The 23,203-nt window shown below is 45.5% G+C and carries 20 protein-coding genes; 1 reads left to right on the top strand and 19 read right to left on the bottom strand.

The window, feature by feature from the left end; genetic code table 11:
* Positions 1-70: 70 nt before the first annotated feature.
* From prmC to MHI53_RS24230, 11 genes are all read right to left on the bottom strand, one after another.
* On the bottom strand, positions 71-940 hold the full coding sequence (prmC, locus tag MHI53_RS24180; protein ID WP_340372486.1) for a peptide chain release factor N(5)-glutamine methyltransferase: 870 nt from the start codon (positions 938-940) through the stop codon (positions 71-73).
* A complete protein-coding gene (gene prfA, locus MHI53_RS24185) occupies positions 933-2,012 on the bottom strand; it encodes a peptide chain release factor 1 (protein ID WP_340372487.1) in 1,080 nt (359 codons plus the stop codon). Before prfA ends, prmC begins: the two co-directional genes overlap by 8 nt.
* A 150-nt stretch (positions 2,013-2,162) precedes the next feature.
* Positions 2,163-2,618: a hypothetical protein gene (locus MHI53_RS24190; protein WP_340372488.1), complete on the bottom strand. Its 456-nt coding sequence runs from the start codon at positions 2,616-2,618 to the stop codon at positions 2,163-2,165.
* A gap of 180 nt (positions 2,619-2,798) precedes the next feature.
* A complete protein-coding gene (locus MHI53_RS24195) occupies positions 2,799-3,404 on the bottom strand; it encodes a thymidine kinase (protein ID WP_061141292.1) in 606 nt (201 codons plus the stop codon).
* 138 nt (positions 3,405-3,542) lie between these two features.
* A complete protein-coding gene (gene rpmE, locus MHI53_RS24200; protein ID WP_053348458.1) occupies positions 3,543-3,743 on the bottom strand; it encodes a 50S ribosomal protein L31 in 201 nt (66 codons plus the stop codon).
* A 150-nt stretch (positions 3,744-3,893) separates the two neighbouring features.
* Positions 3,894-5,183, bottom strand: a complete 1,290-nt coding sequence (gene rho / locus MHI53_RS24205) for a transcription termination factor Rho (RefSeq protein ID WP_061141294.1) — start codon at positions 5,181-5,183, stop codon at positions 3,894-3,896.
* A 326-nt stretch (positions 5,184-5,509) separates the two neighbouring features.
* Entirely contained in the window at positions 5,510-6,472 is a 963-nt protein-coding gene (gene glpX, locus MHI53_RS24210) for a class II fructose-bisphosphatase (RefSeq protein ID WP_061141295.1), read from the bottom strand.
* A gap of 101 nt (positions 6,473-6,573) precedes the next feature.
* Complete coding sequence (locus tag MHI53_RS24215; protein WP_061141296.1) at positions 6,574-7,857, bottom strand: UDP-N-acetylglucosamine 1-carboxyvinyltransferase; 1,284 nt, start codon at positions 7,855-7,857, stop codon at positions 6,574-6,576.
* A gap of 211 nt (positions 7,858-8,068) precedes the next feature.
* Entirely contained in the window at positions 8,069-8,719 is a 651-nt protein-coding gene (gene fsa, locus MHI53_RS24220; protein ID WP_061141809.1) for a fructose-6-phosphate aldolase, read from the bottom strand.
* A 187-nt stretch (positions 8,720-8,906) separates the two neighbouring features.
* Positions 8,907-9,764, bottom strand: a complete 858-nt coding sequence (locus MHI53_RS24225; RefSeq protein WP_061141297.1) for a class II fructose-bisphosphate aldolase — start codon at positions 9,762-9,764, stop codon at positions 8,907-8,909.
* A gap of 246 nt (positions 9,765-10,010) precedes the next feature.
* Positions 10,011-10,382 carry a response regulator gene (locus MHI53_RS24230; RefSeq protein WP_053348452.1) on the bottom strand — a complete coding sequence of 124 codons (372 nt, stop codon included), beginning with the start codon at positions 10,380-10,382 and terminating at the stop codon, positions 10,011-10,013.
* Positions 10,383-10,662: 280 nt separating this feature from the next.
* On the opposite strand from MHI53_RS24230, the gene MHI53_RS24235 reads away from it, so the two are divergent.
* Positions 10,663-11,196 (top strand): DUF2529 domain-containing protein, encoded by a 534-nt coding sequence (locus tag MHI53_RS24235; RefSeq protein ID WP_061141298.1) that lies wholly within the window; start codon positions 10,663-10,665, stop codon positions 11,194-11,196.
* Between the two features lie 303 nt (positions 11,197-11,499).
* On the opposite strand, the gene MHI53_RS24240 is transcribed toward MHI53_RS24235, so the two are convergent.
* The 8 genes from MHI53_RS24240 to MHI53_RS24275 all read right to left on the bottom strand — a co-directional run bounded on the left by MHI53_RS24240 (position 11,500) and on the right by MHI53_RS24275 (position 23,062).
* The gene (locus MHI53_RS24240; protein ID WP_061141299.1) at positions 11,500-13,107 is read right to left on the bottom strand and encodes a CTP synthase; all 1,608 of its coding nucleotides are present in this window, start codon (positions 13,105-13,107) and stop codon (positions 11,500-11,502) included.
* Positions 13,108-13,521: 414 nt separating this feature from the next.
* Positions 13,522-14,115, bottom strand: a complete 594-nt coding sequence (gene rpoE, locus MHI53_RS24245) for a DNA-directed RNA polymerase subunit delta (protein WP_311316466.1) — start codon at positions 14,113-14,115, stop codon at positions 13,522-13,524.
* Between the two features lie 487 nt (positions 14,116-14,602).
* Complete coding sequence (icmF, locus tag MHI53_RS24250) at positions 14,603-17,869, bottom strand: fused isobutyryl-CoA mutase/GTPase IcmF (RefSeq protein ID WP_340372489.1); 3,267 nt, start codon at positions 17,867-17,869, stop codon at positions 14,603-14,605.
* 11 nt (positions 17,870-17,880) lie between these two features.
* A complete protein-coding gene (locus MHI53_RS24255) occupies positions 17,881-18,531 on the bottom strand; it encodes a TetR/AcrR family transcriptional regulator (protein WP_061141302.1) in 651 nt (216 codons plus the stop codon).
* 113 nt (positions 18,532-18,644) lie between these two features.
* Positions 18,645-19,784: an acyl-CoA dehydrogenase gene (locus tag MHI53_RS24260; RefSeq protein ID WP_061141303.1), complete on the bottom strand. Its 1,140-nt coding sequence runs from the start codon at positions 19,782-19,784 to the stop codon at positions 18,645-18,647.
* A gap of 30 nt (positions 19,785-19,814) precedes the next feature.
* On the bottom strand, positions 19,815-20,945 hold the full coding sequence (locus MHI53_RS24265; protein ID WP_061141304.1) for an acyl-CoA dehydrogenase: 1,131 nt from the start codon (positions 20,943-20,945) through the stop codon (positions 19,815-19,817).
* A 45-nt stretch (positions 20,946-20,990) separates the two neighbouring features.
* A complete protein-coding gene (locus tag MHI53_RS24270) occupies positions 20,991-21,842 on the bottom strand; it encodes a 3-hydroxybutyryl-CoA dehydrogenase (RefSeq protein WP_061141305.1) in 852 nt (283 codons plus the stop codon).
* A gap of 29 nt (positions 21,843-21,871) precedes the next feature.
* Positions 21,872-23,062: an acetyl-CoA C-acetyltransferase gene (locus MHI53_RS24275; RefSeq protein ID WP_061141306.1), complete on the bottom strand. Its 1,191-nt coding sequence runs from the start codon at positions 23,060-23,062 to the stop codon at positions 21,872-21,874.
* Positions 23,063-23,203 lie beyond the last annotated feature (141 nt).

The raw sequence follows: 23,203 nt of genomic DNA on the forward strand, positions 1-23,203 counted from the left end.
AAAAAAATGGTAAGCAGGTAGATTCCATATGCAAGCCAAACAAAAAAATCCGTCCCAAAGGAGGGACGGATCATGTTAATGCAGCGAAGACCATTCGATCTTTTTCATTGATGTCATTTTCAACCGATACCCGAGCGTCAGGAAACGTCCGCAGCAGCATATCAGCAACCGCCTGCCCCTGCCCAGCGCCCACCTCGAAGCCAATCAGTCCCGGTACATTCATGACCAGCGGCAACTGTTCCATAAAGCGGCGGTAAAAGTCCAGACCGTCGCTGCCGGCAAATAAGGCACGATGCGGCTCATGACCCGTTACCACCACTGATATGGACTTTTGATCATCAATCGGGATATATGGAGGGTTCGATAAAAGGATGTCCACCTTTTGGTTTTGCTCAATGAACGGCAAAAGCAAATCTCCCTGCATGAACTGCACCTCGGCACCAAGCGCTCTAGCATTTCCCCTCGCCACTTCAAGGGAAGGTTCCGCTATATCCGTTGCCGATACGAGCAAGCTTGTTTCTTCAAGCTTCATCGTAATCGCAATTGCACCGCTGCCGGTACCGATATCCGCTAAACGGAGCTTCTCGCGCTTATTAAAAAGGGACGGCATCATACGGAGTGCATGATAAATCAATTCCTCCGTTTCAGGCCTCGGTATCAGCACTTCTTCATTCACGCAGAAGGTCCGTCCATAAAACTCTTCACTGCCGATTATATATTGGATCGGCGTTCCCTCAACATGGAGTTCCACAGCCTCCTTAAAACGCCCAAAATCAGCTTCACTTAGCTCATCATGCAGGTTCGCCAACAGCATGGAGCGGGTTTGTTTCAAGAAATGCTGCAATAGGATTTCTCCGGCATTGGCATCACGATCATTCTCCTTTAAAAAAGAAGAAGCCCATTTAAGGGCTTCGAACACTTTCAGCGCAGAATCACTCATCTGCATTTTCCAGCCTGGAAGATTGGTCTTCCATGATCAAAGCATCCACGACCTCATCAAGCTTGCCTTCCATGATCTGATCGAGCTTTTGGATCGTCAAACCGATACGGTGATCCGTAACGCGGTTTTGCGGAAAGTTATACGTACGAATCCGTTCGGAACGATCGCCCGTCCCGACTGCAAGCTTCCTGTTCTGATCATATTCCGCCTGCACTTCACGATGGATTTTATCGTATACCCTCGCCCGCAGCACTTTCATGGCTTTTTCTTTGTTCTTGATCTGTGATTTCTCATCTTGGCAAGATACAACCGTATTGGTCGGGATATGCGTCAATCGCACGGCAGACATTGTCGTATTGACACTTTGCCCTCCAGGACCGCTTGAAGCAAACGTATCGACCCGAACATCCTTATCGTGGATTTCGACTTCCACTTCCTCCGCTTCCGGTAAAACGGCGACCGTGGCCGTAGAGGTGTGAATCCGTCCGCCAGACTCGGTTTCAGGCACACGTTGAACACGATGGGCCCCATTTTCGAATTTCAATTTAGAATAAGCGCCATTTCCATTAATCATGAAGATGATTTCCTTGTAGCCCCCAAGCCCAGTGGGACTTGCCTCGATGACCTCTGTACGCCAGCCCTGCACCTCGGCAAAACGGCTATACATGCGGTATAGGCTGCCGGCAAACAAAGCCGCTTCATCTCCGCCAGCAGCGCCGCGAATTTCCATGATTACGTTTTTATCATCGTTCGGATCCTTTGGAATGAGCAATATTTTCAACTTATCTTCAAGACCTTTTATCGTCTCCTCAAGTTCGTTGATTTCCTCTTTTACCATATCACGCATATCCGCATCAAGTTTGTCATCGAGCATCGCCTTGGCTTCCTGGAGTTGCCCACGAACCGTTTTATACTCCTTATAAGCCGACGCGGTTTCTTGAATGCCGGATTGCTCCTTGGAGTATTCCCTTAATTTCTTGGAGTCATTGATGATTTCCGGGTCACTTAAAAGTTCATTCAATCTTTCATATCTATCTTCTACAGCTTGCAATCGATCAAACAAATCATTCACCTCATAAATTTCCCGATTCAACGATATGAATCGGAAGTAATCCATCTTTTTTCACTATAAATAAGTCGTTCAGTGCCCCAGCTCAGTTCACTTCTAGGTTAATTATAGTATAGGTGAATAATCAACGTCAAAGAGGATTCAAGAATATGGTCATTTCTTTAATTCAACATCTATTTTGTATTGAGGCACCACACCCGTAATCAGATCTTCCAGTCGCTTCTTTTCTTCATTTCTTTCGTGATCGTCCTTGATTTTACCCTTATCATGGACCGTAACATGTATGGTATTGCCGTTAATCCAGACCGACCCTGCTTCATACTCCGTTTCAGACTTAACGGCATCCCGTATAACAGCTATCTCCTGCCCCATGGATGGGGAATTGTTGGATGTATGATCAGGCGTGTTGAGGATCTGATCGGAAGGCCGTTCCGCTTCATTTTCCCAATCCTTATTGGATACATGCTTTAAACCGCTGCCGACAAAATCCTTGCCATCACGGCTTTGATCGCCATATTCCGATTCATTATTGATTGCCTTGTCATTTGGACCGCATGCCGTCAGTGCAGTAAGCACAATAACCGCCATCCATATCATTTTCAACTTCATATTTTCACCCTCCATTTTGGTTGGTCAACAAGATCATTTCCTCATTAGCTTTCCCAAAATGGGACTATAATTAATCTTTTGTTCGCCTTCCATGTATTGGTCTGGATCACTGGTCCTTCGCATGTTCATTCCAATAAAAAAACGCCCTAAGATCTCATTCGACCATAGGGCACCCTTGATTTAAATATGCTCTTTAATCCCAGCTTCCTGCTTACCTGGAACTTCATGATGATGACGGCAGCGGGGCTCGTATGATTCCGATGCACCCACAAGGATGATCGGCTCATCATAGGAGGCCGGCTTGCCATCGATCAAGCGCTGCGTCCTGCTCGCAGGTGATCCGCACACTTCACACACAGCCTGCAGCTTAGTCACAGACTCTGCTAACGATAATAGAACCGGCATAGGACCGAATGGCTCACCTCTGAAATCCTGATCGAGTCCAGCCATAATCACTCGATAACCGCTGTCCGCAAGATGCTGGGCAACCCCGATAATTTCATGATCAAAAAATTGAACTTCATCTATTGCAATGATATCCAGGGGTTTGTCCAAAAACTTAAAGATATCTGTTGAATGGGCAATCGGCTTTGCCATCACTGAAGAGCCATTATGTGATACGACAGCCTCTTCCGCATAGCGATTATCTATAGCTGGTTTAAAAACAGCTATTTGCTCTTTGGCAAATTGAGCACGGCTGACTCGTTTAATCAATTCCTCAGATTTACCTGAAAACATGCTTCCGCAAATAAGCTCGATCCAGCCTGTTTGTTTCATTACATACATGGAAACAGCTACTCCCTTCCACCTGTCGATCCATTGGCCAAAATTGAAGTGGACCCGGCTTTATATAAATTGTTGCTTGTTTACAGAAAAGAAAAAACAGGCAAGAAAAATACTTGCCTGTTTTTTAAAAAGTCCGGCTTATTTAATACCGTATTTTTTGTTGAAACGATCAACACGTCCGCCAGCTTCAGCGAATTTTTGACGACCAGTATAGAATGGGTGGCACTCTGAACAAGTCTCAACTTTGATCTCTTCTTTAACTGAACCAGTTTCAAAAGTGTTTCCGCAAGAGCAAGATACTTTTGAAAGCTTGTAATTTGGATGAATTCCAGTTTTCATTCTTTTCAGCTCCTTCTGCCCTGAATCATTCGAAACAGAGTTATATACTTCAAGGTGAGTCTAAAACACCCTCACATTTATTGTAAAAACACATGAACCCATTATAGCAACTTAAAACTAGTTGTGCAACAGTTTGTTTCTTTACCGGTTTTAAGAACGTTTAATGCTTGCCGGTCCCTTTTTCCTCTCGGACATCTCTTCATCCAGTTTACTGAAGAATTCTTCATTGCCTTTTGTCTGTTTTAGACGGCGAAGGAATTTCTCCGAGAAATCGGGTGAGTCTGACATCGTCTTCCTGATCGCCCATAGTTTATCGAGTCGATCTTTCGGAATTAGCAACTCTTCTTTACGTGTTCCTGAACGGCGGATATCGATTGCCGGGAAGATGCGTCTTTCAGCAAGGGCACGGTCTAAATGCAGCTCCATGTTACCAGTGCCTTTGAATTCTTCATAAATGACATCATCCATTCTTGAACCGGTATCCACCAGTGCCGTAGCAAGGATCGTCAAGCTGCCGCCTTCCTCGATATTCCTAGCCGCACCGAAAAAGCGTTTTGGGCGATGGAAGGCAGCAGGGTCAATCCCCCCTGATAACGTACGCCCGCTCGGCGGGATGACAAGGTTGTAAGCTCGGGCCAGACGGGTGATGCTGTCCATAAGGATGATGACATCCCGCTTATGCTCGACGAGGCGCATCGCTCGTTCCAACACCAGTTCCGCAACCTTGATATGGTTTTCCGGCACTTCATCGAACGTTGAACTAACCACGTCACCGGCAACGGAACGTTCAATGTCCGTCACTTCCTCCGGCCGTTCATCGATCAAAAGGACGATCAATTCCGATTCAGGATGGTTCGTGGTTATCGCATTGGCAATTTCTTTGATAAGCATCGTCTTCCCAGCCTTAGGCGGTGCAACAATCAGACCGCGCTGGCCAAAACCGACCGGTGCCAGGACATCCATAATTCTAGTCGATAAGTTCTTGGGCGTAGTTTCCAGCTTGATTTGCCTGTTTGGATACAGCGGTGTTAAGCCCGGGAAATGAACACGCTCTTTCGCCGACTCCGGATTATCGCCATTGACGGCCTCGACATGGAGCAATCCGTAATAGCGTTCATTTTCCTTCGGCGGCCTTACCTTACCGGAAACCTTATCACCATTGCGCAAATCGAATCTGCGGATTTGGGAAGCGGAAATATAAATATCCTCCGAGCTTGGAGAATAATTGATTGGCCGCAAGAAACCGAACCCCTCTGAAGGGATGATCTCAAGAACGCCCTCCATGAACAGGAGACCATCCTGCTCGGCCTGTGCCTTCAGGATGGCGAAAATAAGTTCCTTTTTTGAAAGTTTGCTGTAATAGGAAACTTTATATTCACGGGCGTGCTCATAGAGATCCTTAAGTTTCATGTTTTCTAAATTAGAAATAGTTAAATTCATTATGACACCACACTTTTATTAATTAAACGTTTTCACCCATACAAAAAAAGAAATGGTTTGTTAGATGGAAGAAAAACCGCAATCCATGTACCCGACCAGAGTTTTCTTAGAAAGGATGATACATTTTTACATGTAAAGAAGAAAATGATTTGAAGGCTGCTAGAAGTTTGGAGTGAAAGGGCAGATTTTATATATAGTAATCAATTAATAGTAGACCAAGCTTTATTTTACTTTTTTTATTTTAATTATTCAACTTAAATTTTTTTATAGAGAAAGCGAGCGATGAAACCGCTCGCTTTCCCTGGGGACTTTTTCTGAAAAATGCCTCAGTCGATCAAACCATTCGGTTTAATTTTTAGACTATGGCGTCCATCGATGAAACGAACGGTTCCAGATTTTGCGCGCATGACTACGGATTGCGTCTCGCCATAATGCCCTTTGAATTGGACACCACGTAAAAGTTCACCATCAGTCACACCTGTTGCAGCAAAAATGGCGTCATCTCCGCGAACGAGGTCTTCCATCCTGAGGACCTTTCCTAGATCAAGACCCATTTTCCCACAGCGTTCCACTTCTTCATCACTCTGCGGAAGAAGCTTGCCTTGGATTTCCCCGCCCAGGCATTTCAAGGCAACGGCTGAAATGACGCCCTCCGGAGCTCCGCCTGAACCGAATAAGATATCAACACCAGTAAGATCGAAGGCCGTATTGATGGCACCCGCTACATCTCCATCATTGATCAACTTGATCCGCGCTCCCGCCTCACGAAGCTCGTGAATGATCTTCGAGTGACGATCCCGGTTCAAAACCGTTGCTACGACATCTTGGATATCTTTATTCTTTGCCTTTGCCACAGCCTTAAGGTTGTCCAGTACAGAAGCATTGATATCAATCTGGCCAACAGCCTCAGGACCAACGGCAATTTTATCCATATACATATCAGGGGCGTGCAGCAAGTTCCCCTTGTCCGCTATCGCCAATACGGCTAATGCATTCCAGCCGCCCGATGCCACGATATTGGTGCCTTCCAAAGGGTCGACCGCGACATCCACTAGCGGTCCGAGACCGGTACCAAGCTTTTCGCCAATATAGAGCATCGGCGCTTCATCCATTTCCCCTTCACCGATTACAACCGTCCCTTGCATGGGAATCGTATTGAACACATCGCGCATGGCACTCGTTGCTGCATCATCCGCTTCATCTTTCTTTCCTCTTCCCATCCAACGTGCAGAATTCAAGGCCGCCGCTTCCGTTACGCGAACAAGCTCCATCGATAAACTTCTTTCCATTTCCCGCTCCCCCTTATGTACACTAGCATGATTTATATATATATATTAGTATAACACATTATATCATATAACGTAACACAGTGAGGCAACAAGAAAAGGGATCAGCTTTTAAGCTGCTCCACTTCTTCTTGGGTCATTTCTTCACGCCAGATCGTCGCTCCTAATCCAGCAAGCTTCTCCACTAAGTGGCTATAACCACGATCTATATGTTCAAGGCCCGTCACCTCGGTGATCCCTTCAGCCATCAGGCCGGCAATTACCAAAGCTGCTCCGGCACGCAAATCACTCGCCTTCACTTTTGCACCATGAAGCTGAACGGGACCATCGATGATGCCTGCCCGTCCCTCGACCTTGATCTTTGCATTCATGCGGCGCAATTCATCGATATGCTTGAAGCGCGCCCCATATATCGTATCGGTCACCATGCTGGAGCCGCTCGCTTTTGTCAAAAGGGACGTGAACGGCTGCTGGAGATCCGTCGGGAATCCTGGATATACCAGCGTCTTGATATCAACCGCTTTATATTTTTCACCCGGTGAGACGAATATCTGATCGTCGCCAGCTTCAATGTTTATACCCATCTCCCTCATTTTGGCTGTCAATGACTCCAAATGCTGGGGTATGACATTATCGATCAAGATGCCTTCACCGACAGCAGCTGCCAAGATCATGAAGGTCCCTGCCTCAATCCGGTCTGGTATGATGGTATGTCTGCACCCATGCAAGCTCTCGACACCGTCAATGCGGATGATATCCGTTCCGGCACCTTTGATTTTCGCACCCATATTGGTTAAAAGAGTGGCAACATCAATGATTTCCGGCTCTTTCGCAGCATTCTCGATCACGGTTCGCCCTTTGGCCAACACGGCCGCAAGCATGATATTGATGGTTGCCCCGACACTGACGACATCTAAATAGATGCGTGCTCCCCGCAACTCGTCGGCCCTAAGGTAAATGGCCCCCTGTTCATTCGTCACTTGTGCACCCAGTGCTTCAAAACCCTTGATGTGCTGATCTATGGGGCGGGGTCCCAAATGACAGCCCCCCGGCAAGCCTATCACTGCCTTTTTGAATTTACCAAGCATCGCACCCATTAAATAATAGGAGGCACGCAACTTCTTCACTCTTCCATTGGGAAGAGGCATTGATATCATCCTGCTGGGATTAACAGTCATTTCTCCATCATCAAAGGAAACCTCACCGCCAATTTCCTCCATCAACTCTTTTAGCATTTGTACATCCGAGATATCAGGCAAGCCTTCAATCGTTACAGGTGAGTCCGCTAAAATCGTTGCAGGAATAAGGGCGACCGCACTATTTTTTGCTCCGCTGACACGAATGCTCCCCTTTAAAGGGTAGCCACCGGCAATTTTAAGTTTTTCCATAATAAACTCCCTTCCACGCTAAGCACTTAGAAGCCGCTTTCAAAAAAGTAATATTTTTCCACAAGAAATTTGCATAATCCGACAACATTTACTATCTAGTTTCTTAGTTTACACAAAAGTAGAAAAATCATGTAAAAAAATGATAAAAATTTCTAAATTATGTTATTTTCCATTCGACCGATGCAATCTATAGCGACTTAGCGGTAAGGCATTATGCTTCTGTACGAGAATTCCAATCCTTCAAGAACGCTTCGATTCCTTTGTCAGTCAAGGGATGGTGGAATAATTGCATCAATACTTTATAAGGAATCGTTGCAATATGGGCCCCTTTAAGAGCAGCATCCGTAATATGCATCGGGTGGCGGATGGAAGCGGCAATGATTTCCGCCTTGATATCATGGATCGCAAAAATGTCAGCAATGTCCGAAATCAAATGCAGGCCGTTTTGACCGATATCATCCAAACGCCCTAAAAACGGCGATACATAAGTCGCTCCTGCCCTCGCTGCCAATAATGCTTGGTTGGCACTGAAAATAAGGGTCACGTTTGTTTTGACACCTTGTTTCGTCAGCGCAGCAACAGCCTTTAAACCATCCGGAGTCATCGGTACCTTGATCGTGATATTAGGCGCAATCGCAACAAGTTCCTTCGCTTCAGCCATCATTCCTTCAAAATCTAGCGCAATGACCTCAGCAGAAACGGAATCCTCCACTAGGCTGGTGATCTCCTTTAAACGATCATGGAAGGAAACGCCCTTTTCTCTTGCCACTAGGGACGGATTAGTCGTAACTCCTGCTAAAACGCCAAGTTCATGCGCTTGTCTGATTTCTTCCATGTTTGCTGTATCAATAAAGAATTTCATAAAATACCCTCCATATGTAATCGTTTTTTATTTCTCTAAATTCCCCTTGAATTCTAATTGTTCAAAAAATAGAACCCCCATTAATCCTGAATCTAAAAGAAACCATTGGGGGGAAGATCCCACCAATGGAGTTATTGCCTTCATCATCCAAGAGATATGGGTTTCGAGCCCTACGTCGGATGTGATGTTATGCTTTACCGTTGGAACCGAATTCACGGATTTTGCCAATGACCGTTTCTTTGATCGCTTCACGGCCAGGAACCATGAATTTACGTGGATCATACACTTCAGAATCATTGTTAAGGACGTCACGTACAGCTTTCGTGAATACAATTTGATTTTCCGTATTCACGTTGATTTTGGATGTTCCAAGCGAAATCGCTTTTTGGATATCCTTTGTCGGAATGCCTGTCCCGCCATGAAGAACTAGTGGTTTTTGCGTTAAATCACGTACCTCTTCCATTTCTTTATAACCAAGATCCGGCTCACCTTTGTATGGTCCATGAACGGATCCCAAAGCTGGTGCGAAACAATCGACATTCGTTTCTTTGACTAATTGTTCACATTCTTGAGGGTCTGCGTACACGACGCCATCAGCAATTACATCATCTTCTTGTCCACCAACCGTACCTACTTCCGCTTCAACGGATACATTACGGGCATGGGCGAATTCAACAACCTTCTTCGTCGTTTCGATGTTTTCCTCGATCGGATGATGTGACGCATCGATCATCACTGAAGTGAATCCAGCTTCGATCGCTTCTTTACATTTATCAAAACTTGAACCATGGTCAAGGTGAATGGCCACAGGAACTGTAATTTTCATATCTTCCAATAAACCTTGAACCATCATGACAGTCGTTTTGAAACCACCCATATGACGGGCAGCCCCTTCGGAAACACCAAGGATGACCGGGGATTTTTCTTGTTCCGCAGCGGCTAGAATAGCTTGAGTCCACTCTAGGTTATTGATGTTGAATTGACCTACTGCATACTTTTCTTCAAGAGCTTTATTGAGCATATCTTTCATAGAAACTAAAGGCATTTGATTTCCTCCTACTGATGGGTGTAATTATGTTAAAGTTATTTCTTTCTAGATATTCCCTAAAATCGAAGTAGCATACGCTTATCGATCAGAATATCTTTCCTCTTGTAGCATATCAATACATCAAAAAAACAGCAACAAATACACTATCCCGAGCATTAAAATTTATTCCAAAAAAACGCGGCACATCTTGAAAAAGATAGCCGCGGCAACCCTATAGCCAATAGTATCATCCGTTCAAAACCATCAGCTTGACTGAATCGGTAGGTATTCACGAACCGCTTTTCTAATATCATCAATATCGAAAGGTTTTGCAAAGTGGGTCATCGCCCCTAGATCTTTCGCTTCTTGAATCATATCAAGTTCCCCATAAGCGGTCATGATGATGACCCGGATATCGGGATCGACGACTTTCATCCGTTTCAGGATCTCTATTCCATCCATTCCAGGAATCTTCATATCGAGCAATACAAGATCCGGTGAATGATTATTCAGGACTTCCAGAGCTTGGATTCCATTTGCGGCTTGAAATGTATCATACCCTTCTTTATGTAAAACCTCGTTCAATAAAATACGGATGCCGAATTGATCATCAACTATCAATATCTTCCCTGACATTTTATCACCTCTCCTCTTTCCGATTTTTAAAAATATCAGCCTAACCGGCATATTACCCAAACATGTATTTACTTTCACATTTTCACAAACTTGAATTCTATGTTCCTATTCGATAATTGTAACAAAATTCCTGCCACATAGCTAAAAGGAATTTTTATTTTTTGGTTTTTCTGACCTATTCAGCAAATCGATCCATACTGACCAAAAATCCAGAAGCCTGTCAATGCAGCGGAAAGTCCTTTATAATAAAGGGAATATTTTTTAAAAGGAGTCCCTGATCATGTTAAAAATTTTCTCGACACAGCTAAGTGGTATATTTAAAAAAATGATGGATAATGAAGCCTTTGAAATGGAGGATGCCGGACGTCTGCTGGCTCAGGCCGCGGTTGGGGATGGCTCCATCTTCATACAAGGCTTTGGTGAAATGCAAGGCGTCACGGCCGAGGCGATGGACGGGGCAGAGCCCTTTCCGAAAGCAAAAAGATATGAACACGGCGAAACTATTTCAAGAGAAGATCGATTCCTTATTTTCAGCCGGAAATCCGATGACAGCGAAGCATTGAAGCTTGCCAAAGCCCTTAAAGAAAAAGATATACCCTTTGTCGCCGTTTCCACCTCCGCAGCGACCGATGAGGACTCTCTTACGGAACTGGCTGACGTACATATCGACTTACGGATCCACCGTGGACTGATTCCCGATGAAGCTGGAAACCGCTATGGCTACCCCACCCTCATTGCTGCCCTTTTCGCTTATTACGGAATTAAATTCACTCTTGAGGAAATTATCCAAGAATATCAAAATGAAGAAGACTAACCTTCTTGAACTACAAAAGGTATCGGAATGATCTATCCCGGTACCTTTTTGATTTACAATCGGACCGAAGCTAACAGTCCCCGCCACTTTTCTCGCGAGTTTGGGCTTGGCATTGAATTTGAGTCCGGTTCTCTTAAAAATTGCGTTTTTCACACACTTTTTGTACTTTTTCCCGACAGCTGCATCTGGGCAGACAGTTTTCGACCTTCATCAAAACCTAAACAAAAAAACTGCAGGCAAGCTCGATTAATCATCGAGTTTGCCTGCAGTCTGACACAGCCTTAGAGGCTGTTTTTTTATTTATTAAAGTTTTTCGCTGCGCTTTAAGGACATCCCGACAAAGTCACGGAATAGTGGCTGTGGACGGTTAGGGCGTGATGTGAATTCCGGATGGAATTGAGAAGCCACAAACCATGGATGATCTTTCAATTCAACGATCTCGACCAGACGGCCATCTGGGCTTGTTCCAGAGAAGACGAAGCCTGCTTCTTCCATCGCCTGACGGTAATGATTATTGAATTCATAACGGTGACGGTGACGTTCATACACAACCTCGTCATTATAAGCCTCGTAAGCTTTGGTGCCCTCGATAAGCTTACATGGATATAAACCAAGACGAAGTGTACCGCCCAAATCTTCTACATCCTTTTGCTCTGGAAGAAGATCGATGATTGGATCTGGAGTATCCGCTTGAATCTCGGCAGAATGGGCTTCCGGCAATCCTAAAACGTTGCGCGCATATTCAATGGACGCCAATTGCATGCCTAAACAGATTCCGAAGAATGGTGTTTTTGTCGTACGGGCATATTCTGTCGCAGCAATTTTCCCTTCGATGCCACGATCTCCAAAACCGCCCGGAACAAGGATGCCGTCTGCATCTTGAAGAAGCTCAGCAACATTTTCTTTCGTTACGTCTTCCGAATTGACCCAGTCGATTTCGACATCGGCGTCAAACGCATAGCCTGCGTGCTTAAGTGCTTCCACTACAGAAAGATAAGCATCTTGCAGCTCCACATATTTTCCGACAAGAGCGATTTTCGTTTTCTTCGATAAAGAAGTAACCTTTTTGACTAGTTCCTTCCAATCTTCCATATCCGCCTCGCCGCAATCCAATTTCAAGTGATCGCAAACGATTTGGTCCATATTTTGCGCTTGAAGGGCAAGCGGGATGGAGTAAAGCGTATCTGCATCCAGACATTCGATAACCGACTTTTTATCGATATCGCAGAATAAAGCAATTTTATCCTTCATATCTTGTGAGATCGGGCTTTCTGTACGTGCAACGATGATGTTCGGCTGAATGCCGAGGCTGCGCAATTCCTTCACGCTATGCTGTGTCGGTTTCGTTTTCATTTCACCAGCAGCTTTAATATAAGGGACAAGTGTACAGTGAATGTACATAACATTGTTGATTCCGATATCACTTTTGATTTGGCGAATCGCTTCAAGGAATGGAAGAGATTCGATATCCCCTACCGTACCGCCGATTTCCGTAATGACGATATCCGCATTCGTTTCATTGCCTGAACGGAAAACCCGCTCTTTAATTTCATTCGTGATGTGGGGGATGACTTGTACCGTTCCGCCCAAATAGTCGCCGCGGCGTTCTTTTCTAAGGACGGTTGAATAAATTTTCCCTGTTGTCACATTGCTGTGTTTGCCAAGGTTGATATCGATGAACCGCTCATAGTGACCTAGGTCCAAATCCGTCTCCGCGCCATCATCCGTAACGAACACTTCACCGTGTTGGTATGGACTCATCGTACCTGGATCCAAGTTGATATACGGGTCAAATTTCTGGATCGTCACATTCAATCCCCTATTTTTCAAAAGTCTTCCTAAAGAAGCGGCCGTTATCCCTTTTCCTAAGGAAGAAACTACTCCACCTGTCACAAAAATATATTTTGTCATCTCATATCCTCCTAATAGAATGTTTTCTTCCGATCCTGCTGCTTGATATACAGGTCAATTGGAACTTGCACCAATACACCGCCAGATAAGCGGTCAAAAGCCAAAAGACGTAAAGCGGTATGCCATTAATCACTTAAAGGTCTTTAGTGAGAGTCATGCACGATGCATGAACAAGGTTAAACTTCCGCAAATGACAGTAAAACATAAATAGGTTCTCCATAGTTTTTACAATTCTACGAGAAATCATTTTTAAAAATAAAAAAATGATGTCATTTATCCATTCCATCATTAAAAACAAAAACGCTCCGCTTACAAAAAAAGTAAGGGAGCGATATAATTTAATCATTGTGTCCTTTTTAAAGGAGCCCAAAAATGATTCTACAAATTTCGCCTCAAAAAGTCAAGGGCGATTATTTATTTTTCGTTCTCTTCATCTAGCTCTTCTTCCTCTTCATCTTCGTCCTCATCGTCTTCCAGGACAAATGCATCGTCTTCAATTATTTCTTCTTCCAAATCATCATCATCTTCCACGTCATCATCCAAAAGGACTTCATCGATAACTGGAGAACCTAGGATATCATCATCATCGTCGTCATCCTCATCCTCGTCCAGATCATCGACATCTTCATCGAAATCAAGATCTTCATCATCAAGCTCATCGAAATCATCGATAACGACAGCAGCCTTTTTCGCTTTCTTTTTCTTTTTCGGTTTAACGACATGGACGACTTCTTCTTCGATCTGATCAACCGGGTACCATGTTTTCAATCCCCAACGGTTGTCACCAAGTGAAGTGAAACGGCCATCCACATTTAAATCCGTGTAGAATTGGGCAATTTTTTTTGCCACTTCAGCTTTGGATAAATGATGCAGCGAAGCTAACTCACTGACTAGGTCTTTGAATGGAATCGGTTCATTTCTTTCCACTAACAAATCATATGCCATCTCTATTAAGGACATTTCCAATAATTGCTCTTTTGAGTATTGTTTTAAACTCAAATTCCGCACTTCCCTTCTCTATTCAAACACTGGCTTCCGTGTTTTTTCACATAAAAAAATAATCTAAAACAGTATTTCGATAAAATAACGACAATTCCTGCTAGACATATACTCCATTATAAACAATCCAAATGGGTTTATGCTAGTTCTATCTGATACTTTCACAGATTTACCTTAATGGCCCTGCTATGGGGAGTGCTTGGTCATTTACTTTCTTTCTGCGATTTTTGACGATAAGCTGCCGTAAAAAAAGGCAAAGGATATGATGAAAAAGGAGATGGCACCCAATCGATGCTCATATAAAAGAATGATGGCAAAAAAGGAACCAATTATTAATCGAGCATTTCCAGGTTCATTCAGCTCCAATGGGGCTGATTCATCATTTTTGCCCCTTTTCCAAATTATTATAAGGGGAAATTTTCATTTTTCCAAAAAAAGGGGCATCGTTATTGAGAAAAAGGGACCCCTTCAATACGGAGTCCCCTTTTGCCCACCCTTACATATTTCTGCGATATTGCCCGCCTACATCATATAGCGCACGGGTTATCTGGCCAAGGCTAGCCACTTTCACACATTTCATGAGCTCGGCAAATATATTGTCACCATTCATGGCCGCGGCCTTCAGCTTGGTTAGGGCTTCATCAGTGAACTGCTTATTTCTTTCCTGAAATGCCCGCAAGTTTTTGATTTGCCCTTCCTTTTCTTCCTTTGTTGCACGGGCAATTTCCATGCTGTTGACGGCATCCTCGGAAGGAGGATTTGGATTCAGGTACGTATTGACCCCGATGATCGGCAATTCCCCGGTATGCTTTTTCATTTCATAATGCATGGATTCATCCTGGATTTTGCCCCGCTGGTACTGCGTCTCCATAGCGCCAAGAACGCCGCCTCGATCATTGATGCGATCGAACTCCTGAAGCACGGCCTCCTCAACCATATCCGTCAATTCCTCGACAATGAAAGAACCGGAAATCGGATTTTCATTCTTTGAAAGTCCATGCTCCTTCGTAATGATCATTTGAATGGCCATGGCACGGCGTACAGATTCTTCGGTAGGCGTCGTGATGGCTTCATCATAAGCATTCGTATGCAGGGAGTTACAGTTGTCCTGTAAGGCCATCAAAGCCTGAAGTGTCGTTCTGATATCATTGAAATCTATTTCTTGCGCATGAAGGGAGCGGCCTGATGTTTGTATATGGTATTTCAGCTTCCGGCTCCTGTCATTCGCACCATATTTATCCTTCATGACCGTCGCCCAAATCCTTCTTGCCACCCTTCCGATGACCGTATATTCAGCATCGAGCCCATTCGAGAAGAAAAACGACAAATTCGGGGCGAAATCATCGATATTCATTCCGCGACTCAAGTAATATTCGATGTACGTAAAGCCATTCGCCAAAGTGAAGGCCAGTTGTGAAATCGGATTGGCCCCGGCTTCGGCAATGTGATAACCGGATATGGATACAGAATAGTAATTCCTGACTTTATGATCGATGAAATAGGCTTGGATATCCCCCATTAGCCTTAATGCAAATTCCGTGGAGAAGATGCATGTATTCTGGCCTTGGTCCTCTTTCAGGATGTCCGCTTGAACTGTTCCGCGTACCGTCTGAAGAGTGAAGGCCTCCACTTCCTGTACCTCCATATCCGTAAGCGGTCGGCCGAGCTCTTCCGCCTTTCGCTGGATCTGTTGTTCGATTGCCGTGTTCATGAACATGGCCAATATGATCGGTGCCGGTCCATTGATGGTCATGGATACGGATGTTGATGGGTGGCAAAGATCAAAACCTGCATACAGTTTCTTCATGTCATCCAACGTACAAATGCTGACGCCGCTTTCCCCTACCTTGCCATAGATATCTGGACGATGATCAGGATCCTCGCCATATAATGTTACGGAATCGAAAGCCGTACTAAGCCGTTTAGCAGTATCATCCTTGGATAGATAATGAAATCGGCGGTTGGTCCGGTCCGGGGATCCCTCACCGGCGAATTGCCGTTTTGGATCTTCCCCTTCACGCTTGAATGGAAAGACTCCAGCTGTATACGGGAAGAAGCCCGGAACATTTTCACGGGATATCCACGCCAAAATCTCACCGTAATCAACAAATTTAGGCAGGGACACTCTCGGGATCATTAAACCCGATAAGCTTTTCGTTTTTAGCTTCGTGACGATTTCTTTGTCCCTGATCGTCGTTACAAACTGCTCCCCTGCATATTTTTCTTTTAAATCGCTCCAGCCCGAGAGCGATTTTTTCGAATCGGGGGATAACTTGGCAGCCGTTTCTTTTTTCAAATCTTCCAAAGACGCAAGAATTTCTTTGTCGTTATCATTTTCCTTTACCGCCTCAATGGCACCTTCAAGCTGGAAAAGCCTGCGGGCGATGCGGACTTGCTCCGCCGAGCGTTTATGATACGTCCGGACCGTATCGCTTATTTCCCGCAAATAATAACGGCGGTCATTCGGAATGATGACATTTTGCTTGTAAACATCCGCTTCCTTCGAAAAGGCAGTGCTCCATTCCGTCCCTGCTTTTTCATTAAGTTTTTCTATCAGGGCAGCGAATAATGCATTGGTCCCCGGGTCATTGAATTGGGAGGCTATCGTGCCATAAACCGGCATTTCCGATGGATCTTGATCAAAAAGGGTCCTGCTACGTTGATATTGTTTCTGAACTTGGTTTTTTGCATCCTCAGAGCCTTTGCGCTCATATTTGTTAATGACGATCAAGTCTGCATAATCGATCATATCGATCTTTTCCAGCTGGGAAGGTGCGCCGAACTCACTTGTCATCACATACATGGACACATCACAAATCTCGGCAACTTCTGCATCGCCCTGGCCAATTCCGCTCGTTTCGACGATGATTAGATCGAAGCCAGCTGCCTTCACGACGGATATGGCATCTTTAATCGCCAAGGACAGCTCACTTTTCGAATGACGCGTGGCCAGGCTCCGCATATATACACGCTCTGAAAAAATTGCGTTCATCCTGATCCTGTCGCCCAGCAAGGCACCGCCCGTTTTTTGTTTTGTCGGATCGACGGACAGTATGGCGATTTTCTTATCCTTGATTTCGTTAAGGAAACGCCGGATCAATTCATCGGTCAATGAACTTTTACCCGCGCCGCCCGTTCCTGTAATCCCTAAAACAGGCACCTTCCTTTCAGACGTCTTGATTTGTTCGAATAGGCTTTCCACTGCTGCGGCTGCTTCATCCGTAGCCTCAACCCTGCCTTCAGCGAAAGTGATATATTGGGCAATCGCATTCGTCCCGCCTGCGATCAGCTCATCAAAGCGTTCCTGCAAAGAAGGTTTGACCGTGGAGAAGTCACATTCCTCCATCAATACATTTATCATGCCTTGGAGGCCGTATTCCCGCCCTTCATCAGGGGAGAAGATACGGGCTATCCCGTATTCATGCAGCTCCTTGATTTCCCTCGGAATGATGACCCCGCCACCTCCGGCAAAAATCCGAATATGCTCGGCTCCCCTTTCCTTCAACAGGTCATACATATATTTAAAATATTCTACATGGCCCCCTTGGTAGGATGACATCGCGATGCCTTGAACATCTTCCTGTATGGCTGCATTCACGATTTCCTCAACAGATCGATTATGACCTAGATGAATGACCTCTGCCCCGCTCGACTGCAGGATCCTTCTCATGATGTTGATCGATGCGTCATGGCCATCGAATAAACTCGAAGCTGTCACGAATCTGATATGGTTTTTCGGTCTATACACTTCAACGGTACTCATATAGCTCCCCCTTATTGAAACGACTTGATATCAGCACTTTTATGAAATGATACATTTTGAATCAATAATTGCGTCTGCACATCGATGTACTCTTGAAGCGTATACTCTTTATGCAAAGCCCATCTTCTAAAACTCCACATCTGTCCCTGGACAAAGATGTTATGCGAAAGAAGGCTGATTTGTTTTTCCGTCAGCAAAAGTTCCCCGTTCTCAACACATTTCGTTATGACCTTTTCGAACATGCCCACCATTCGGATTTCTTTGTTCAACACGTAAGGCAGGGCATCCTTCGTCAACGCCTTCACCTCTTGATACATCACCAGCACTTCGTCCTGCATATCATCCATCACTTTATAAAAATAGGCGATTGTCATCTTCAAACTATCAAGTGTCCCATCACTCTGATCGATTTCTTTTTGAAGCTTTTCCTGAACTTCATCGTAAATAAAGTCACAAACGAGATATAAAATATCTTCCTTGGTTCGGATATACTCGTATAACGTACCAATACTAAAGCCAGCCGCTTTGGCAATTTCCCTGGTAGTCGTCCGATGGAATCCCTTTTCCTTAAAAAGCGTCACCGCCCCTTTGATCATTTGGGTACGTCTTTTTTCCACCAGCCGCTCATCCTTCACAGACGCAAGTACTTCTCTTTTTTCCATTTTCAAACCCCTTTTATGAAGCGAATCATATACCCAACAAAGACATTCTCCAATAAATTGAAAAGGGCATTCCGTCAAGGCGGTGCCTCAAGCGGAAAACCTCATTTTCAACTCTATTTCGTAACCATCCTTGAAATGACCAGCTTCTGAATCTCCTGTGTACCTTCGTAGATCTGGGTTATTTTCGCATCGCGCATATACCGTTCTACTGGATAATCCTTTGTATAGCCATAACCACCAAAAACCTGTACGGCTTCCGTCGTTACTTTCATGGCTGTATCACCAGCGAATAGTTTCGACATGGCCGACTCTTTTCCATATGGAAGACCCACGGATTCCAACCAGGCAGCCTGGTAGGTTAATAATCTTGATGCTTCAACCCCGGTTGCCATATCCGCCAGTTTAAAACCGATTCCTTGCTGTGCAGAGATGGGCTTGCCGAATTGGACGCGCTCTTTTGCATAATTGACCGCGGCATCCAATGCACCCTGGGCAATGCCTACAGCTTGGGCGGCTATTCCGTTACGGCCCCCATCAAGCGTCATCATCGCGATTTTAAAGCCCTCCCCTTCCTTGCCAAGCAGGTTTGCCTTCGGCACCCGGCATTCATCAAAAATGATTTCCGTTGTCGGTGATGAACGGATTCCCAGCTTCTTCTCTTTTTTACCAACACTGAAACCCGGGAAGTCACTTTCGATGATGAAAGCACTCGTTCCTTTTTGCTTCGATTCGGGATCTGTCAAAGCAAAGACAACGTAGGTATCTGCAATTCCGCCGTTCGTAATGAAAATTTTCGAACCGTTGATGATATATTCATCACCAACAAGCTTCGCGGTCGTTCTCATGCCGCCTGCGTCGGATCCTGAGCTAGGCTCAGTCAGGCCATACGCGCCGATTTTTTCACCCTGTGCCATCGGGCGAAGATATTTTTGCTTTTGCTCCTCGGATCCGAATTTGTAGATTGGCCAGCCTGCAAGAGATGTATGGGCTGATAACGTAACCCCAGTGGAAGCACAGACTCGGGAAAGTTCCTCGATCGCAATGCAATACGCCAAATAGTCGCTCCCGATTCCCCCGTATTCCTCCGGCCACGGAATTCCCGTCAAACCAAGTTCGGCCATTTTATCAAAAATTTCACGGTCAAATCGTTCTTCTTCATCCCTCTCGGCAGCCGTAGGAGCCACTTCATTCTGCGCAAAATCGCGCACCATTTTTCTGATCATTTCATGTTCTTCGGTCAATTTAAACTGCATGATATTCTTCCCCTGCCCTTTTCGATGTATTTAAAGATTCTTATTGATGACCATTCTTTGGATTTCACTGGTGCCTTCATATATTTCCGTTACCTTTGCGTCCCTGAAATAGCGTTCTACGGGATATTCCGTCGTATATCCATAACCTCCGAATACTTGGACAGCTTCTATCGCCACCTCGACGGCCGTCCTCGAAGCGAATAGCTTAGCCATCGCAGCCTCCTTGCCGCACTTCAAGCCCTCTGAGCGTAAAAACGCCGCCCGGTAGACAAGTAATCTGGAAGCTTCTATGCCGGTGGCCATTTCCGCCAGCTTGAAGCCAATCCCTTGCTGCGATGCAATCGGTTTGTTGAACTGCACCCTGTCCTTTGCATATTGGACGGCATGTTCCATGGCACCCTCAGCAATTCCCAGCGCCTGGGACGCAATCCCGATCCTGCCGGCATCCAGATTGGCCATCGCAATCTTGAAGCCTTCACCTTCTTTTCCAAGCAGATTGCCCTCAGGCACTTTCATATCTTCGAAGGTCACCTGCACGGTGCTCGAGCCATGAAGCCCCATTTTACGCTCGTCTTTACCGATGATTAAGCCAGGCGTACCCTTTTCGACGATGAAGGCAGAGATTCCCTTGCTGCCGGCCTTCGGATCGGTTGAGGCAAAAACGATAAACACATCCGCCTCACCGCCATTCGTGATGAATACTTTGGATCCATTTATTCGATATAGACCGTCTTTTTTTACAGCCTTCGATTTCAAACTCGCAGCATCGGAGCCGGAGCTTTGCTCGGTCAAGCAAAATGCGCCTAAATATTGTCCTGCGGCTAACTTAGGCACATACTTTCGTTTCTGCTCCTCGGTTCCAAAATAAACGATCGGATTCGTTCCAACAGAAGTATGGACGGACAATATGACACCTAGGGTGGGGCTTACTTTGGAAATCTCGTTGATGGCGATGATATAAGACATGAAGTCCATCCCCGCGCCACCGTATTGTTCGGGGATCGGAATTCCCATCAAGCCAAGATCGCCCATTTTTTGCAGGATCGCTTTCGGAAACATGCCTTTTTCCATGGCGTCGATATGAGGGGCAATTTCTTTCTCCGCAAAATCACTTACCATCTTCCGCATCATTTGCTGTTCTTCTGTAAACTTGAAATCCATTCCTTCATTCCTCCCTAGCTGCAGATGCTTTTCAATGATCAGTTATCAGTTATATTCGTAAAAGCCACGTCCTGATTTCCTGCCCAGCCACCCAGCTTTTACATATTTCCTTAGCAGCGGACACGGACGGTATTTATCATCGCCCAGCCCTTGATGAAGGGTTTCCATAATATATAAGCATGTGTCGAGTCCAATGAAGTCAGCTAGCGTAAGCGGTCCCATCGGATGGTTCATCCCGAGCTTCATCACATCATCAATCGCCTCTTTAGTGGCAACGCCCTCATATAGCGTATAGATGGCCTCGTTGATCATCGGCATCAAAATCCGATTCGCTACAAAACCGGGGAAATCATTCACTTCCACCGGCACCTTGTTCAAGGATTCGGCCATCTTTTCCACCTTTTGATATACTTCATCGGCTGTAGCAAGACCGCGGATGACCTCCACTAGCTTCATCACTGGAACCGGGTTCATGAAATGCATGCCGATGACATTGGCAGGCCTTTTCGTGCTCGCTGCTATTTCGGTAATCGGCAGTGAAGAAGTATTGGTGGCAAGTATGGCATGTTGTGGCGCGATTTGGTCCAGCTCGGCAAATAGCTTCGTTTTTATTTCCATATTTTCCACTGCAGCTTCAATCACCAAATCCACCTCGGCTGCATTTTGCAAATCAGTCGATGACGTCAGCCTGGAAAGGGCTGCATCCTTATCCTCGGCCTTCATTTTCCCTTTTTCGACCTGTCGCGAAAGGTTTTTGGTGATCGTTCCTAAGCCCTTTTCCACAAATTCAGCTTGTAAATCATGCAAGAGAACCTCATAGCCCCCCATTGCGCAAACCTGGGCGATGCCAGACCCCATCTGTCCCGCACCGATGACCATCACTTTTTGAATGTTCATGAAAACCCTCCTCATCATCTATGAAACTATCAACTTTGCTTTGGCACCTCGATTAAGATCGCATCTCCTTGGCCGCCGCCACTGCAGATCGCTGCTATGCCCAGTCCCCCGCCACGGCGTTTCAACTCATGCATGAGCGTGATGATGATGCGGGCACCGCTTGCCCCGATCGGGTGACCTAAGGCCACTGCACCTCCATTGACATTCACTTTTTCCGCCTCGACGCCGGCAATCTTCCCGCTGGCCAGTGCCACAGCTGCAAATGCTTCATTCACTTCGAATAAATCGATGTCTTCCACCGATTTGCCTGCCTTCTTCAGGATTTCATTTATGACCAAGCCAGGCGTTTTCGGGAAGTCCTTCGCTTCAACTGCCACTTCGGCATGTGCCAAAATATAAGCAAATGGAGCTTTCCCTTCTTTTTCGGCACGTTCCTCACTCATCAATATGAGAGCCGCCGCTCCATCATTGACTCCTGGTGCATTCCCTGCCGTAATCGTTCCCTCGTTATTAAAAGCAGGCCCTAATTTGGCGAGCTTCCCGGCAGATGTATCCTTTCTTGGTCCTTCATCATGTTCGATCGTAATCGGATCCCCTTTTCTGACCGGAACCTGTACGGCAACGATTTCTTCTGCCAGTATGCCTTCATCCATCGCTTTAAGCGCTTTTTGATGGCTATCGTAAGCCCAGCCATCTTGTTCCTCACGGGTAATTTCAAGATCCTCGGCAGTACTGTTTCCGTAAGTGCCCATATGTACCCCTGTGAAACTGCAGCTAAGTCCGTCGGATATCATCGTATCCTTCATCTGCGCATCGCCCATCCTTAAGCCCCAGCGTGCCTTCGGAAGAATGTAAGGTGCATTGCTCATGGACTCCATTCCCCCGGCAACAATGATTTCCTCATCACCTAAACGAATGATCTGATCGGCCATTGTGACACTGCGAAGCCCTGATGCACATACTTTATTAATCGTTTCCGTTTTCACTTCCCAAGGAATACCGGCATGTCGCGCTGCCTGACGTGAAGGGATTTGCCCTTGACCTGCCTGAAGCACATTCCCCATGATTACCTCATCGACCTGCCCGCCCTCGATTCCAGCCCGTTCAAGTGCCTCCTTGATCGCCATCCCGCCAAGCTGTGATGCCGTAAAACTGCTAAGGCCTCCGCCAAATTTACCGAAGGGCGTTCTCACACCACTGATTATCACTGTTTTTGCCATCCTTATTTCCTCCCTTAATTAAAATTGATTGAACGCTCGCTCAATAAGGAGCCGAACGTTATGTAAGCGCTTAATATTATCTTACATAATTTTGACAATAATTTAAATATTTAAATAAAAAAATCGCCTGCTTCCTCAAAG

Origin of the sequence: Peribacillus sp. FSL E2-0218 (genome assembly GCF_037992945.1) — a bacterium.
Taxonomy (GTDB): domain Bacteria; phylum Bacillota; class Bacilli; order Bacillales; family DSM-1321; genus Peribacillus; species Peribacillus simplex_B.